The organism is Pseudomonas sp. MF6776, from assembly GCF_016613125.1.
GTDB lineage: Bacteria > Pseudomonadota > Gammaproteobacteria > Pseudomonadales > Pseudomonadaceae > Aquipseudomonas > Aquipseudomonas iridis.
In genome coordinates, this window is sequence record NZ_JAENSQ010000011.1 from 155,658 (window position 1) to 170,213 (window position 14,556).

General features: G+C 60.3%; 12 protein-coding genes. 2 read left to right on the forward strand and 10 right to left on the reverse strand.

Translation table 11 applies throughout. From position 1 onward, the window contains the following. Positions 1-79: 79 nt before the first annotated feature. On the forward strand, positions 80-1,831 hold the full coding sequence (locus JJD74_RS15175) for a molecular chaperone (protein WP_200615111.1): 1,752 nt from the start codon (positions 80-82) through the stop codon (positions 1,829-1,831). Between the two features lie 129 nt (positions 1,832-1,960). Here JJD74_RS15175 and serB read toward each other — a convergent pair whose 3' ends face one another. Then, the gene (gene serB, locus JJD74_RS15180; protein ID WP_047299476.1) at positions 1,961-3,175 is read right to left on the reverse strand and encodes a phosphoserine phosphatase SerB; all 1,215 of its coding nucleotides are present in this window, start codon (positions 3,173-3,175) and stop codon (positions 1,961-1,963) included. A gap of 134 nt (positions 3,176-3,309) precedes the next feature. On the opposite strand from serB, the gene JJD74_RS15185 reads away from it, so the two are divergent. Then, the gene (locus tag JJD74_RS15185) at positions 3,310-4,821 is read left to right on the forward strand and encodes an AhpA/YtjB family protein (protein WP_047299475.1); all 1,512 of its coding nucleotides are present in this window, start codon (positions 3,310-3,312) and stop codon (positions 4,819-4,821) included. 259 nt (positions 4,822-5,080) lie between these two features. On the opposite strand, the gene JJD74_RS15190 is transcribed toward JJD74_RS15185, so the two are convergent. The 9 genes from JJD74_RS15190 to JJD74_RS15230 all read right to left on the reverse strand — a co-directional run bounded on the left by JJD74_RS15190 (position 5,081) and on the right by JJD74_RS15230 (position 14,504). Further along, positions 5,081-5,794 (reverse strand): PqiC family protein, encoded by a 714-nt coding sequence (locus JJD74_RS15190; RefSeq protein WP_042557361.1) that lies wholly within the window; start codon positions 5,792-5,794, stop codon positions 5,081-5,083. Between the two features lie 176 nt (positions 5,795-5,970). Beyond that, on the reverse strand, positions 5,971-8,235 hold the full coding sequence (parC, locus tag JJD74_RS15195) for a DNA topoisomerase IV subunit A (RefSeq protein WP_042557360.1): 2,265 nt from the start codon (positions 8,233-8,235) through the stop codon (positions 5,971-5,973). A gap of 7 nt (positions 8,236-8,242) precedes the next feature. Continuing rightward, positions 8,243-8,767: a retropepsin-like aspartic protease family protein gene (locus tag JJD74_RS15200; protein WP_042557359.1), complete on the reverse strand. Its 525-nt coding sequence runs from the start codon at positions 8,765-8,767 to the stop codon at positions 8,243-8,245. Beyond that, on the reverse strand, positions 8,764-9,753 hold the full coding sequence (locus JJD74_RS15205) for an esterase-like activity of phytase family protein (protein WP_200615114.1): 990 nt from the start codon (positions 9,751-9,753) through the stop codon (positions 8,764-8,766). Before JJD74_RS15205 ends, JJD74_RS15200 begins: the two co-directional genes overlap by 4 nt. After that, a complete protein-coding gene (gene parE, locus JJD74_RS15210) occupies positions 9,753-11,657 on the reverse strand; it encodes a DNA topoisomerase IV subunit B (RefSeq protein ID WP_150602659.1) in 1,905 nt (634 codons plus the stop codon). The genes JJD74_RS15205 and parE overlap by 1 nt, the downstream gene beginning before the upstream one ends. Positions 11,658-11,698: 41 nt before the next feature. Next, positions 11,699-12,307: a YqiA/YcfP family alpha/beta fold hydrolase gene (locus tag JJD74_RS15215; protein WP_200615116.1), complete on the reverse strand. Its 609-nt coding sequence runs from the start codon at positions 12,305-12,307 to the stop codon at positions 11,699-11,701. Positions 12,308-12,529: 222 nt separating this feature from the next. Further along, the gene (gene cpdA / locus JJD74_RS15220) at positions 12,530-13,345 is read right to left on the reverse strand and encodes a 3',5'-cyclic-AMP phosphodiesterase (RefSeq protein ID WP_200615119.1); all 816 of its coding nucleotides are present in this window, start codon (positions 13,343-13,345) and stop codon (positions 12,530-12,532) included. A gap of 98 nt (positions 13,346-13,443) precedes the next feature. Next, positions 13,444-13,896 carry a DUF1249 domain-containing protein gene (locus tag JJD74_RS15225; protein WP_042557354.1) on the reverse strand — a complete coding sequence of 151 codons (453 nt, stop codon included), beginning with the start codon at positions 13,894-13,896 and terminating at the stop codon, positions 13,444-13,446. Beyond that, complete coding sequence (locus JJD74_RS15230) at positions 13,887-14,504, reverse strand: NUDIX domain-containing protein (protein WP_042557353.1); 618 nt, start codon at positions 14,502-14,504, stop codon at positions 13,887-13,889. The genes JJD74_RS15225 and JJD74_RS15230 overlap by 10 nt, the downstream gene beginning before the upstream one ends. Positions 14,505-14,556 lie beyond the last annotated feature (52 nt).

Sequence of the window (14,556 nt, forward strand, 5' to 3'; positions counted from 1 at the left end):
AAAAGATCGCAGCCTTCGGCAGCTCCTACAGTGTTCGCCGTAGCGACAGACCCCAATTTTTGCTGCTATGGTTTTTGGCATGAGCCAGACCATTTCCCCCCAGCTACGCGCCACTACCCCGACGCAAACGCGCCTGTCGTTTTGCGAAGCCACTACGCGCGATCTCAAGCGCTGGATCGCCGGCCTGCCCAAGGCCAACATCGGCGAAACGGCCCGTCAGTTGTACCAAGGCCTCGGCGAACTCAACCAATTGCTGACCCCCAGCGACAATCGCCTGCAACTGCTCGAGCTGCTGCGGCCCGAGGTGTATTTCGTCTGCCAGCATCTGGAGCGGCACTTTCTGCATCAGGCGATCATGCTCGACGAGCGTTCACGCAAGGTCAGCAACCTGTGTCAGGCACTGCAAAGTCATCTGGCCATGGGCTACAAGCAGATCGTCCTGCGCATCACGCCGAAATACAGCAAGGACCGTGCGGCATTGCTCAGCCTCGCCCTGCAACGGGCGACCCATGCGCTCAAAGGACAACTGGTGCGCGCGACGCAGTTATACAGTTCGCCGCCGGAGCATCTGTGGTTCGAACTGCATCAGCTGTATCGCACCGCGTGCGCGTTGCAGCTGCAACAACGTCGCGTACACGATGATCTCGCCAGCCTGACAACCGAACTGAGCGTCGAACAGACTTACATCGCCACTTTGTTATTGGGCAGTGCCCGCTGCAATCAACTGCGCCAGAACCAGATCGCACGGCTCGCGGAAGTCCTGGAGTCGTGGAGTGCGCTGCTCAAGCTCCACCCCGGCAGCCCCGACGATGGTTTGTTTGCGGTCAGCGCAGAAATCGACGCCGGGCCGCGCTATCGCAATATGTTCCGCAGCGAGCAAAAGGCCGGACTGCTCGGCTTTGATCCTCAGCTATTGGTGAATGCCATCGAAGCGCAACTGCTGCGCCAGGACACCTCGACGCCGTTGCCCGTCCCGGCGGGGCTCAGTTTCGACACCCTGCAACATTTGCACGCGACCTGGGGTCAGGCGGCCGAGCGCAGTTTTCAGCGCACCGTGGGTCAGGGCAGCCTGACCGTCTGCGTCGGTATGAGTGCCCTGCACTTCTTCCTGAGTGGCGAGCGTACGTTCAGCGATCTGCTGAAACATCCTGGCACCCGTGCAGCAAACTTCAGCAGCGTCGTCGCCAAGGGTGAAAAGGACAGTTGGAGCCAGGCGTTCGACGCCGCGCCGCAGAGCAAGGCTGACGAGTTTTTACCCTACGAAGAAATCCAGTACGACCGTCTGCTCGAGGACGAAAATAGTACCGACAGCACGACGCACTACCCGACTTATGCGTTGCCGGTGATCAATCATAGCCCCGGCGGGTATTGCCTGGGCTGGCCGCAAGAAGCGCCCGCCGAATTACAGGCCGGGGAAATGCTCGGGATTCAGGACAGCGTGAGTCTTGGCTGGAGCATTGCGGTGATTCGCTGGATTCGTCAGGTGCGCGGCAGTGGTACGCAGATGGGCATCGAACTGGTGGCGCCGCATGCCGAGCCGTGCGGCCTGCAACTGGTGCGCTCGCGGGACGATCACAGCCAATACTTACGTGGATTGCTGTTGCCGCAGATCAGCGCGATCGATCTGCCAGCAACGTTGCTGGCACCACGCTTGCCGTTTCAGGAAGGCAGCAAAGTGCTGATCAACACCCATGGCGAGGAACACTGCGCCGGGCTGGACCGACGGGTGGCGAGTACGCACAGCTTCAATCAGTTTGCTTATCGCTCGCTGGAGCCTGCGCAAAATGGCGGGAGCGAGGAGGATTTTGATTCTCTCTGGAAGTCGCTTTAGGTATTCGACGATAAATCGGCGGTGCAGCCTTCGCGAGCAGGCTCGCTCCCACAGGAAATTTGTGAACGACACAGATCCAATGTGGGAGCGAGCCCGCTCGCGAAGGGGCCCGCTCTGGTTATCGAGAACTCACAGCTGTCCGTCGCGATCGCGCAAGCCCAGCAGGTACAGGACACCGTCCAGCCCAAGCGTGGAGATCGCCTGTTTCGCCGACTGCTTCACCAGCGGCTTGGCGCGGAACGCCACACCCAACCCGGCAATCGCCAGCATCGGCAGGTCATTCGCGCCGTCGCCAACCGCAATGGTCTGCTCCAGACGCAGACCTTCCTTATGCGCCAACTCTCTCAGCAGATCAGCCTTGCGCTGCGCATCGACAATCGGCTCGATCGCCACGCCGGTGCACTTGCCGTCGACCACTTCCAGCTCGTTGGCGAACACGTAATCAATGCCGAGTTTGGCCTGCAATTGCTTGGCAAAATAGGTGAAGCCGCCCGACAGGATGGCGGTCTTGTAGCCCAGACGCTTGAGTTCGGCGAACAGGGTTTCGGCACCTTCGGTCAGGCGCAGCGAAGCACCGATCGAATCGAGCACACTGACGTCGAGGCCTTTGAGCAAAGCCAGACGCTCCTTGAAACTGGCACGGAAATCCAGTTCGCCGGCCATCGCGCGCTCGGTGATCTGCGAAACCTGCTCGCCAACACCGGCCGCCTTGGCCAGTTCGTCGATGACTTCGGCTTCGATCAGTGTCGAGTCCATGTCGAACACCGCCAGACGACGGTTGCGACGGAACAGCGAATCTTCCTGGAAAGCGATGTCGACGTTCAATTCGTGCGCGACACTGAGAAACTCGGCACGCAAGGCCTGCGGATCGGCCGCTTCGCCACGCACGGAGAACTCGATGCAGCCCTTTCCCTTGTCGGCCGGGGTGTCCAGCGGCATGCGACCCGACAGACGGTCAATGTGATCGATGTTCAGGCCGTATTTGGCCGTGATCGAACTGACAGCCTGCAATTGGCCGGCCGTCACTTTGCGGGTCAACAGGGTGACGATGTGGCGTTTCTTGCCCTGATTGCCCACCCATTGCTGGTAATCCTCTTCGGACACCGGAGTGAAGCGCACCTGCTGGTCGAGCTCGTAGCCCTTGAACAGGATGTCCTTGAGCACGGATTTGCCTTGCTCGGAGTCGGGAATTTCAACCAGGATGCCGAACGACAGGGTGTCGTGGATCACCGCCTGACCGATGTCGAGAATGTTCACGCCACCTTGGGCCAGAACACCCGTAATGGCCGCCGTCAGACCAGGACGGTCGACTCCCGTGATGTTAATCAGGACGATTTCGCGCAACGCGCACCCCCGCAACTGGAAAAAAACCGCATTCTACCCACTTTCAGTGACCATCGGGCACAGCGAGCGCTTTGCCGGTCTAGGGCCTGTCGCTATACTGCGCGTCAACTTCACGGACAAAAGAGCCGAGCTCAGTGAACCGGCCTACGCCAGTCAAAACCGATAACTTCTTCCTGCTGATCTTCCGTGCACTGCGCCACCGCCGTGTACCGATAGCATTGCGCATTGCCAGCCATAACGTGATCCTGGTCGCTCTGGCCCTGGTGATCTATGCCGGCGTGATGGGTTTGCAATTCAAGCAGGCCATGCACGAGCAGGCCGATGCGCTGGGCGAAAGCCTGACCACGCAGACCGCCACCTCCGCCACGGAGCTGTTGGTGTCCAACGACATCCTCAGCCTTAACGTGCTGCTCAATAACCTGACCAAGAACAAACTGGTCGCCCACGCGGCTATCTATAGCGTGGATAACCGCATCCTCGCCGAATCCGGTCAGCGCCCCAAGCACAGCCTGTTAGGCGAAGCCGAAGGCATGTACGAGAGCAAGATCACTTTCCAGGACGTGACGGCCGGGCAACTGCGCATCAGCCTGGACATGGATCAGTTCCAGCAGCCAATGACCATCAGCTTGCAGAGCATGGGCATTCTCAGTGCAATTCTGTTGGCGCTGTCGCTGGCCTTGAGCCTGCGCATGGGTCGTTATCTGTCCACACCATTGCTGCAATTGCGCGTCTGGCTGCGCCGGATCGACGAGCACACGCCGGGCATAGAACGTCAGGATGAAATTGGCGATCTGGCGCGGCAACTGCACGCCAACTACGCGCCGGAACCTGCGCCCGAGCCTGAGCCGGAACCTGAGTTCGAGGACGAAGAAGACGAGCCGGAGTTCGAAGTGCGCAACCTGCGCGACCCGAGCTTTGACGAAACCCGCCCGCTGGCCGCGCACAAGCCTGCTCCGCGCCATGTGGTCAGCACTGTCGAAGACGATGATGACGACGACGCGTTCGCCGACCTGCGCGACGAGTCTTTGACTGCCGTCGCGCAACCGGCCGTGCGCAAAGCAACGCCGAACGTACCGCAACATACGGCAGTGCTGGCGGTGCAATTGGGCTCGCAAGAGCAACTGCGCCGTTTGCCTCGGGCACGTCTGGAAGAATTGCAGGCGCGCTACCGCGACTGTCTGGATCAAGCCGCTTCGTTGTACCAGGGTGAAATCGAAACCCTGAACGACGGCAGCACGCTGATGCTGTTCCACACCGAAGACAGCGGCGACGACTACCTGACCAACGCGATTTGCTGCGGCGAGTTGCTGCGCGCACTGGGTCATCAGTTGCAAATCGAAGTCGCCGACAGCGGCATCACGCTGCAATTGCAACTGGGCCTGACCCTTGGCGATGAATTGTTCGGTTTGAGTCAGATCGATCTGCTGCTGACTGATTCGGCGCAGGATGCCTTGGCCCTGTCGCAACACAGCCGCAACCTGCTGCTGGTCGAGCGCAAGATCAGTGATGACGCGCTGATCCGCCAGCGTGCGCGGATCCGGCCGATAGCCAGCCCTGAGGGCGCTTGCTGTGTCGAGCGGTTGATGGAGCCTTATCCATCGATGCTGGAGCGGCAACTGGCGCGGATGCATGAGCGTCGGGCTTAAGCCTTAGCCCTGATACGCAAAAGCCCGCAGACGAGTGATTGTCTGCGGGCTTTTTTGTGGTCACCTGAAAGGATCTTCGAACGCGGAATTGGATCGTGTAGGAGCTGCGGCACGCTGCGATCTTTTGATCTTGATCCTGAAGACCAGATCAAAAGATCGCAGCCTTCGGCAGCTCCTACAGGGTTCGCGTGTGTTATTCGTTCGTCCAGACACAACAAAGCCCGCACAAGGGCGGGCTCTGTCTTGACTCGATCCAGCCTTAGAAGCGAAACACTTCCATGTCTGTACGAATCGGCGATGCCATCGGGATCTTCGGCTGCTTCTCGGCTTCGTCGGCCCGCGCTGCCGGTTTCTGCGCCGCTTTACGAGGTACTTCTGCCACAGGAGGCTGATTGGCCAATGGCTTGAGCGCTACCGACAGTTGCTCGGCCAGACGTTGCAACAGAATGCCTTGCGCCTTTACCTGCGACGCCGTGCTGCCCGCATGCAACTCTTGCAGATGAACGATGCGGTTATCGCGCACCTTGCCGCGGCGGTCGATCAAGCGCCATTGCGCATCGAGAATCGCCGGTTGTTTCGCACCGGAGTCCAGACGCGTGATGGTCAGCAACACCTGCACATCCGGGGTGAACCCGCCAGTGGCCGGTGCCAGCACGACACGCTGACTGTCCAGATGACCGGCAACCTGACGCATCAGCAACTGATCAATATCCGACGAAAGGCTGCCAGCCCAACGACCGTCGGTCGCTGCTTGCAGACTGCCATCCGGTTGACGTTGCAGCAGGGTTTCACGTTGCAGGTAATCGGCTACGACTACCGGGCCCAACAAAACCGCCATGCCCGCGCTTTGCGCAGGCTGAACCGGACTTCCGCTGTCCAGTTGATAGAGCGACACCGGCTGGTGAACGCTGCAACCCGCCAGGCCAAGAACGCCGGCGAGTAACAAAATAATTGGAAGGCGCAGCGCAGTCATCATCCCGTCCAGGTGGCCGCCACAAAGCTGACCACAGTGAAAATACTCAATAAATATGAAGAACGCTCGGCCACGCCGGCGCTTGAAAGGCCATATCATCCGTGAATATGCGTTCCGACTCCAGCGCCAAAGCGTCGATCTACGCGTTAAATCGTAGATCGAGCTCTCTAGGACGCCTAATTGAGGTTTTCGACGAGCAGCGCATCCACTCGCTGGAAGCCACGCGGAAGCTTGTTACCGCGACGCCCACGCTCACCTTTGTAGTGTTCGAGATCGTCAGCCTTCAGCGACAACGTGCGTTTTCCGGCCTGCAACACCAAGGTCGAGCCTTCCGGAATGACGGCGATGTCCGTGACATATTCTTCGCGACTGGCGACACGCTCACCGGGAATACCGATGATCTTGTTGCCTTTGCCCTTACCTAATTGTGGCAGATCGCTGATTTTGAAGATCAGCAGGCGACCCTCGGTCGTGACCGAGGCCAGCCAGTTGTTCTCACGATCAGCCACCGGACGCGGCGCGATGACCTTGGCGTTGTTCGGCAGGCTCAACAGCGCCTTACCGGCCTTGTTCTTGGCTTGCAGGTCTTCACCTTTAACCACGAAACCATACCCGGCGTCGGAGGCGATGACATACAGCGCATCGTCTTCGGGCATCAGCACGCATTCAAACGTCGCACCCGGTGGCGGTGTCAGACGACCGGTCAACGGTTCACCCTGTCCGCGAGCCGACGGCAACGTGTGCGCGGCGACCGAATAGCTGCGGCCGGTGGAGTCAATCACCACGGCAGACTGGTTGGAACGCCCCGCCGCCGAGGTCTTGAAGCCGTCGCCAGCCTTGTATGACAGACCGGTGGCGTCGATCTCGTGCCCCTTGGCAGAACGGATCCAGCCTTTTTCCGAGAGCACGACGGTGACTTTCTCGTTCGGCAGCAGATCGTGTTCGGTCAGCGCTTTGGCTTCGGCGCGCTCGACGATTGGCGAGCGGCGGTCGTCGCCATAGGTCTCTGCATCCTTGATCAGCTCGGTGCGCACCAGTTTCTTCAGCTTGGCTTCGCTGCCCAGCAGGGCTTGCAGCTTGGCTTGTTCCTTGAGCAGTTCGTCCTGCTCATCACGCAGCTTCATCTCTTCCAGTCGCGCCAATTGACGCAGACGCGTGTCGAGAATGTAGTCGGCCTGAATTTCGCTGAGGGCGAAACGCTCGATCAGCTTGGCTTTCGGGTGCTCCTCGGTACGGATGATGTGAATCACTTCATCCAGGTTGAGGTAGGCAATCAACAAACCGTCCAACAGGTGCAGACGACGCTCGACCTTGTCGAGGCGGAATTGCAGGCGGCGACGCACGGTCTGCACGCGAAATTCCAGCCATTCGACCAGCAATGCGCGCAGGTTTTTCAGCTGCGGTTTGCCATCCAGACCGATGATGTTGACGTTGACCCGGTAGGTCGACTCCAGCTCGGTGCTGGCGAACAGATGCTGCATCAGTGCTTCGTGATCGACGCGGCTGTTGACCGGAATGATCACGATGCGGCACGGGTTTTCGTGGTCGGATTCGTCACGCAGGTCAGCAATCTGCGGCGCTTTCGACGGTTTGGCCTGCATCAGCCCGGCGATCTGCTCCAGCACTTTGGCCCCGGAGACCTGATGCGGCAGCGCGGTGACGATGATGTCGCCGTCCTCGACGTGGTACACGGCGCGCATGCGCACCGAGCCCTTGCCGGTTTCGTACATTTTCAGCAGGTCGGCGCGCGGTGTGATGATTTCCGCTTCGGTCGGATAATCCGGGCCCTGAATGTGTTCGCAGAGCTGTTCGACCGTGGCTTTGGGCTCATCGAGCAAGCGCACACACGCGGTCGCGACTTCGCGCAGGTTGTGCGGCGGTACGTCGGTGGCCATGCCCACGGCGATACCGGTGGTGCCGTTGAGCAGAATGTTGGGCAGGCGCGCCGGCAACACCAGCGGCTCCTGCAGGGTGCCGTCGAAGTTCGGGCCCCAGTCCGCGGTGCCTTGGCCCAGTTCGCTGAGCAGCACTTCGGAATATCGCGACAGACGCGCTTCGGTGTAACGCATGGCGGCGAAGGACTTGGGATCATCCGGCGCACCCCAGTTGCCCTGACCGTCGACCAGCGTGTAGCGATAGCTGAACGGCTGGGCCATCAGCACCATCGCTTCGTAGCACGCCGAGTCACCGTGCGGGTGGAACTTGCCGAGCACGTCGCCGACGGTACGCGCCGATTTCTTGTGCTTGGAATCGGCGTCCAGCCCCAACTCGCTCATCGCGTAGATGATCCGCCGCTGCACTGGTTTCAGGCCGTCGCCGATATGCGGCAGGGCACGGTCCATGATCACGTACATGGAGTAGTTGAGGTAGGCACTTTCGGTGAAGTCAGCCAGCGAGCGGCGTTCAACACCGTCCAGGCTAAGATCAAGGGGATTGCTCATGCAGGCCTCATCGGTTCGTTGTCTGGCGCAGCAGCATGGTGCCACCGCGCTGAGTAAATTCAAGTTTGTTCAGGGCGCTCATGCCGAGCAGCACCTGATCACCATGCAACCCCGGCGCCACCAGTGCGCGGACATCCCGCAACACGATGTCGCCCAGTTGCAGGCGAGCGATTTTTGTACGATAGCCCTGGCTCAGGCCATTGGCCGTGCTCAGGGTCACACCGAAACCTTCTTCCAGCTTCAAACGTTTGGCCAGATCCGCCGGGATCGCGACGTCGGTCGCGCCGGTGTCGAGCATGAACTCCACCGGTTCGCCGTTGATCTGACCGCTGGCGACAAAATGCCCTTGGGCATTGCTCGCCAGTTTCACTTCGATAAATCCTGCGCCCTGCTCCGAACTCACGACGACGTTCGGATTCTGCTGGCGTTGTTCCCACTGGCCAAAAAACCGCGTGGCCAGAAACAGCGCTGCGCACCAGGCCAGAATCATCAGCACCCGACCGGCGCGCTTGCCCGGCGGTTGCTGGCTCATGGCTTGGCGCTCCAGCCACCTTGCGGCGCTGCGAAGCGCCAGACAATAGGGCGGTTCTCGCCATCGGCACGCGGGCCGAAATTATTGTCGACGCCAATCCACGCACCGTCGGCATCGACGATCAACGCTTCTTCCAGCCCATAGTCCTGTGAATAACGGCGATTTTCCTGCAACAGTTCGGCGGCATACGACCAGCAGCGCTCGACCTTGGCCGTCAGCGGATCGCGACGGCAAATCTGAAAGGCGTTGCGCTCGAGGGTGAACAGCTTGCCGTTGAAAAATGACAGGTCGGAAAAATCCCGGTCGACCGCTTTGGCATTGGGAAACTGCGCCGGCTGCATTTCCTTGCCGCCTTCGCTCAGCAGTACACAGCGACCGTCGCAGTCCCACACCGTCTGCTGGCGCTTGATCAACAGCAAGCCACGGCTTTGGCGCTCGGCAGCCAACCACATCTGATCCCCCGCCGGATTGATCGCCAGACCTTCGAATATCGCGTTGAATTTCTGCAACATGCCCTTGGCTCGCGCTTCGCGAACCACAATCGGCGAGATCTTCAGCCAGTTCGCCGGGCCGCTCACAGGCAGTTGCAACACCGCCGCATGCCCCTCGCTGACGATGTAGCGATTGCCGGCGCTGTCGCAACTGATGCCTTCGAAATCCAGATCGCCGCCGCGCACAAAGGACGCCGCCCAGTTGCGCGAACGCAAACCCCAGGGCAGCCCGGTCTCGGGTAACTCAGGCACGTCGATGTGCACGGTTTCGGCCTGCCAGGTGGTTTGCCGCGTATCAAGGCGATAGATCTGATCATCGTCGCGATCGGACACCGTCCACAACTCGTTGCCACACTGCGCCAGCCCCGACAGGTTGCCGCCGCGCATGCCGTCTACCGGATGCTCGGACAGCACGCGCAACTCCGGCACCGGCTCGGCAAGCGCCGAAACAGAGGTCAGGAGTAACGCACACGCCAGGGCAAAGCCAACCCGCATCAACCAAGAACCTCGGCCAGGTTGCCTTTGGATTCCAGCCAGGATTTGCGATCACCGGCGCGTTTTTTCGCCAGTAGCATGTCCATCATTTCCGAGGTCGCGTCGAAGTCTTCCAGAGTCAACTGCACCAGACGCCGAGTGTTCGGGTCCATGGTGGTTTCACGCAGTTGCGGCGGGTTCATTTCACCCAGACCTTTGAATCGGGTGACCTGTGGCTTGCCGCGTTTCTTCTCGGCCACCAGACGGTCGAGAATGCCGTCACGCTCAGCCTCGTCGAGGGCGTAGTAGATCTCTTTGCCCAGGTCGATGCGGTACAGCGGCGGCATCGCGACGTAGACGTGACCGGCGTCCACCAGCGGGCGGAAATGCTGTACGAACAACGCGCAGAGCAAGGTTGCGATGTGCAGACCGTCGGAGTCGGCGTCGGCGAGGATGCAGATCTTGCCGTAGCGCAGTTGGGCGATGTCGGCCGAGCCTGGATCGACACCAATGGCCACGGCGATGTTGTGCACTTCCTGACTGGCGAGCACTTCGCTGCCGTCGACTTCCCAGGTGTTGAGGATCTTGCCGCGCAACGGCAGGATCGCCTGGAATTCCTTGTCCCGCGCTTGCTTGGCGGAACCGCCGGCGGAATCACCTTCGACCAGAAACAGTTCGGAACGCATCGGGTCCTGCCCGGCGCAGTCGGCCAGTTTGCCCGGCAGTGCCGGCCCCTGGGTGACGCGTTTGCGCTCGACTTTCTTGCTCGCTTTCAGGCGACGGCCGGCGTTGTTGATCGCCAGTTCGGCCAGCGCCAGGCCGGTTTCCGGGTTGGCGTTGAGCCACAGGCTGAACGCGTCCTTGACCACACCGGAGACAAACGCCGCCGCTTCACGGGACGACAGACGCTCTTTGGTCTGGCCGGAGAATTGCGGCTCTTGCATCTTCATCGACAGAACGAAGGCAATGCGCTCCCAGACATCTTCCGGCGCCAGCTTCACGCCGCGCGGCAGCAGACTGCGGAATTCGCAAAACTCGCGCATCGCATCGAGCAGGCCCTGACGCAGGCCGTTGACGTGGGTACCGCCCTGCGCCGTCGGGATCAGGTTGACGTAGCTCTCCTGCACCGCGTCGCCACCTTCCGGCAGCCACAGCAATGCCCAATCGACCGCTTCTTTATTACCGGCGAAAGCGCCGCAGAACGGTTCGTCCGGCAGGCGTTCGAACTCGCTGACAGCGTCGACCAGATAGGAGCGCAGGCCGTCTTCGTAATGCCACTCGATTTTCTCGCCGGTGCCTTTGTCTTCAAAGCTGACCAGCAGGCCCGGGCACAACACAGCCTTGGCCTTGAGCACGTGCTTGAGGCGGCTGATGGAGAATTTCGGTGAATCGAAATACTTAGGGTCCGGCGCGAAATACACGCTGGTACCGGTGTTGCGCTTGCCAACGGTGCCGACGACTTCAAGTTCGGTGGCCTTGTAGCCATCGGCGAACGTCATCTGGTACTCGTTGCCATCACGCTTCACGCGCACCCGGACTTCGGTCGACAAGGCGTTGACCACGGAAATACCCACCCCGTGCAGACCGCCGGAGAACTGGTAGTTCTTGTTGGAAAACTTGCCGCCCGCGTGGAGCTTGGTGAGGATCAGCTCAACACCCGACACCCCTTCTTCAGGGTGGATGTCGACCGGCATGCCGCGGCCATCGTCGCTGACTTCCAGCGAGTGGTCGGCGTGCAGGATGACCTGCACCGATTTGGCGTGGCCGGCCAAGGCTTCGTCGACGCTGTTGTCGATGACTTCCTGGGCGAGGTGGTTCGGCCGACTGGTGTCGGTATACATGCCGGGGCGTTTACGCACCGGGTCGAGGCCCGAGAGGACTTCGATGGCGTCGGCGTTATAAGAGCTAGCGCTGGGAGTGGCCATAGGGTCTCGTCGTCAGTCATTCATGAAATAGGGGCAAGACTTCACAGTGCGGTGAAATCGATTGCCTGATACAAATCGGCGCCAATGCCGGCAAAACTCAGCAACGCCGGCAATTGCCCGGCGAAACCCTGGAAACTGTGGTCGCCGCCGGCCTGGATGCGCAAGGCACAGGCGCGGTAATACTGCTGGGCGAGGCGATAATCCAATGTTTCATCGCCGGTCTGCAACCAGACCTGAAAACGCTGCGCATCCTGGGGCGCCGGCACTTCCAGTTCGGCCAGGGCCGCAACGTGGTCGTGGGTCAATTCCCAGGTTTCATCGGTGTACAGGTTTTTCTGCGTGCCCAGATAGCCGTCGAACATCCGGTGCGGGCTGACCGCCGGGTTGACCAGCAGGGCTTTCAGGCTATGGCGCTCGGCCAGGTGAGTCGCATAGTAGCCGCCGAGTGAGCTTCCCACCAGCAACGGCTGGCCTAGCTCGGCAATCGCCTGTTCCAACTGACCGATGGCTTCACGCGGATGGTGATGCAGGGCCGGGACACGCAATTGCTCGCTCAAACCCATCCGTTCCATCACCGCCACCAGCTGACAGGCCTTTTTCGAGGTCGGAGCGCTGTTGAAACCGTGGATATAGAGGATCGAACCGGACATTTGAGCTCCCTGGGTGTCGGCGAAAGATAGCGGAGTTTACAGGGAGTCACAGCAGGATGGGCCATACAAATAATGCCCATGCTGAGCATGTTGCCTCTTGTAGGAGCTGCCGCAGGCTGCGATCTTTTGATTGTAAAAACAGGGTCAAAAGATCGCAGCCTTCGGCAGCTCCTACAAGGTAGCGTTAGCCGGGGTTGGCATTAGCCGTTGGGAAAAGGAGTTTCAGTACCCGTTGGAGCCATAGTCGACGGTGAAGGCGAAATCAGTCACGCGCTCAACCCCGGTTTCCAGCCGTCCATCCGGCAACAACCGCAACCAGCGATACCCCGGTGCCTGCTCACCGACCTTGAAGTCTTCACTCCCCGGCTCGAACTGAATGCAGGTCGAAGGTGACGCCATCAAACGCACGCCATTGCGCTGGCGATCAATTTCCTGATGCACATGCCCCCACAGCACCGCCCGCGCCTGCGGAAAACGATCCAGCACTTCGAAAAACGCCTCTGGATTGCGCAAACCAATCGGTTCCATCCACGCACAACCGATCGACACCGGATGATGGTGAAAGCACACCAGATGATGACGCTCCGGCGCTTCGCTCAACGAGCGGGCCAGCAGTTGCAACTGATCGTCCTGCAAATACCCCGGCACCGAACCCGGTACCGCCGAATCCAGCATCGTCACACGCCAGTTGCCGAGATCGACCACCGATTCGAGCAACGCGCTTTGCACGGCGGCCTCAGCCATGATCATCGGTTCGTCGTGGTTGCCGGGAATCCAGCGCGCCGGCGCATCGATCTGCGCGGTCATTTCACGAAATTGCTGATAGGACTCCAGCGTGCCGTCCTGGGAAATGTCCCCGGTGGCCAGCATCAGATCGATCCGTGACTGCTGCTCCAGGACCAACTCGATGACCTTTTGCAGGCTCTGGCGGGTGTTCATGCCCAGCAGCGAGCCATCCGCTTCGGCGAACAGATGGCTGTCGGACAACTGCACCAGCAACGCCGGATCGGCGGTGGTCAATGTGGATACGCTCGGCAAGGCGTTCTCCCAAGGCAAAAGCACGGAATCGTTAAGCGCCGCAATTATGCTGGGGGATTACTGAAAGAGGAAACCGAGGAACCGGACGCAGTTCACAACTAGCGTACGACTTCGTACTCGTGCCCCAGCGCCAGACAATGACTCAGCCATTCCCCCAGGAACAGATTCAGCTGAGCCTTTTCATCGGGCTGATGCATCGCGGCGTTCGGGTAAGGATAGATGCCGCGAAAGCGTCGTGCATGTTCGGCGCTGATCACTTCAGCCATACGCGCGTCGTGATAGACCTGAACTTCCAGTTGCGGCACCGGCAACCACGGCAGGCTGTGCTCCTGGCGCACCTGCAACGTGGTGGTATACGGGCAGGTTTGCAGCACTTCGAGGGCCAGTACGCCGAGCATCTGCTCGCCCTGAGTCACGGCGATGCGCCGCGCCTCGGGCTCGTTGCGCATGTCCGGCACCAGTCGCATCAGGCGCGCGTAGTTGGCCTCGCAGGCAGCCTGTAGCCCCACGAGGTCGACTCGATAACGATCGCGCAGCTTGTTTACAACCATAACCCCCTCACTTCGGCGCGGTTGAGCGCCAGCCACTGCAAAGCGATGATGCTCGCCGCGTTGGCAATGCGTCCGTCACGGACGGCCTGCAAGGCATCTTCAAAGGCCCAGACCGTGACGCGGATATCTTCTGCCTCTTCCTCCAGCCCATGCAGGCCGCCAACGCCATCGGTGCTGCAACGCCCCAGATACAGATGCACGAACTCGTTGCTGCCGCCCGGTGACGGGAAATATTTGGTCATCGGCCACAGGGCCTTGATGTCCAGCCCAGCTTCCTCCTGCGCCTCGCGGTGAGCAACTTCTTCCGGTTGTTCATCCTTGTCGATCAGACCAGCGACCAGTTCTACCAGCCACGGATTGTCAGCCTTGCCCATCGCGCCGACGCGAAACTGCTCGATCAGCACCACTTCGTCGCGCTGCGGATCGTACGGCAGAACGCACACGGCATCGTGACGCACGAACAATTCACGATTGATCTCGCGACTCATGCCCCCGGCGAACAGCTCATGGCGCAGGTGCACACGGTCGAGCTTGTAGAAGCCCTGATAGCAGCTCTCGCGGCGCACGATGTCGACGGCGGTCGGAATGGCGTTGGCAAAATCAGTCATGAGCATCCTCGTTTACTGCGAATCCATTACGAGGTTGCTTATCGTTACTGGC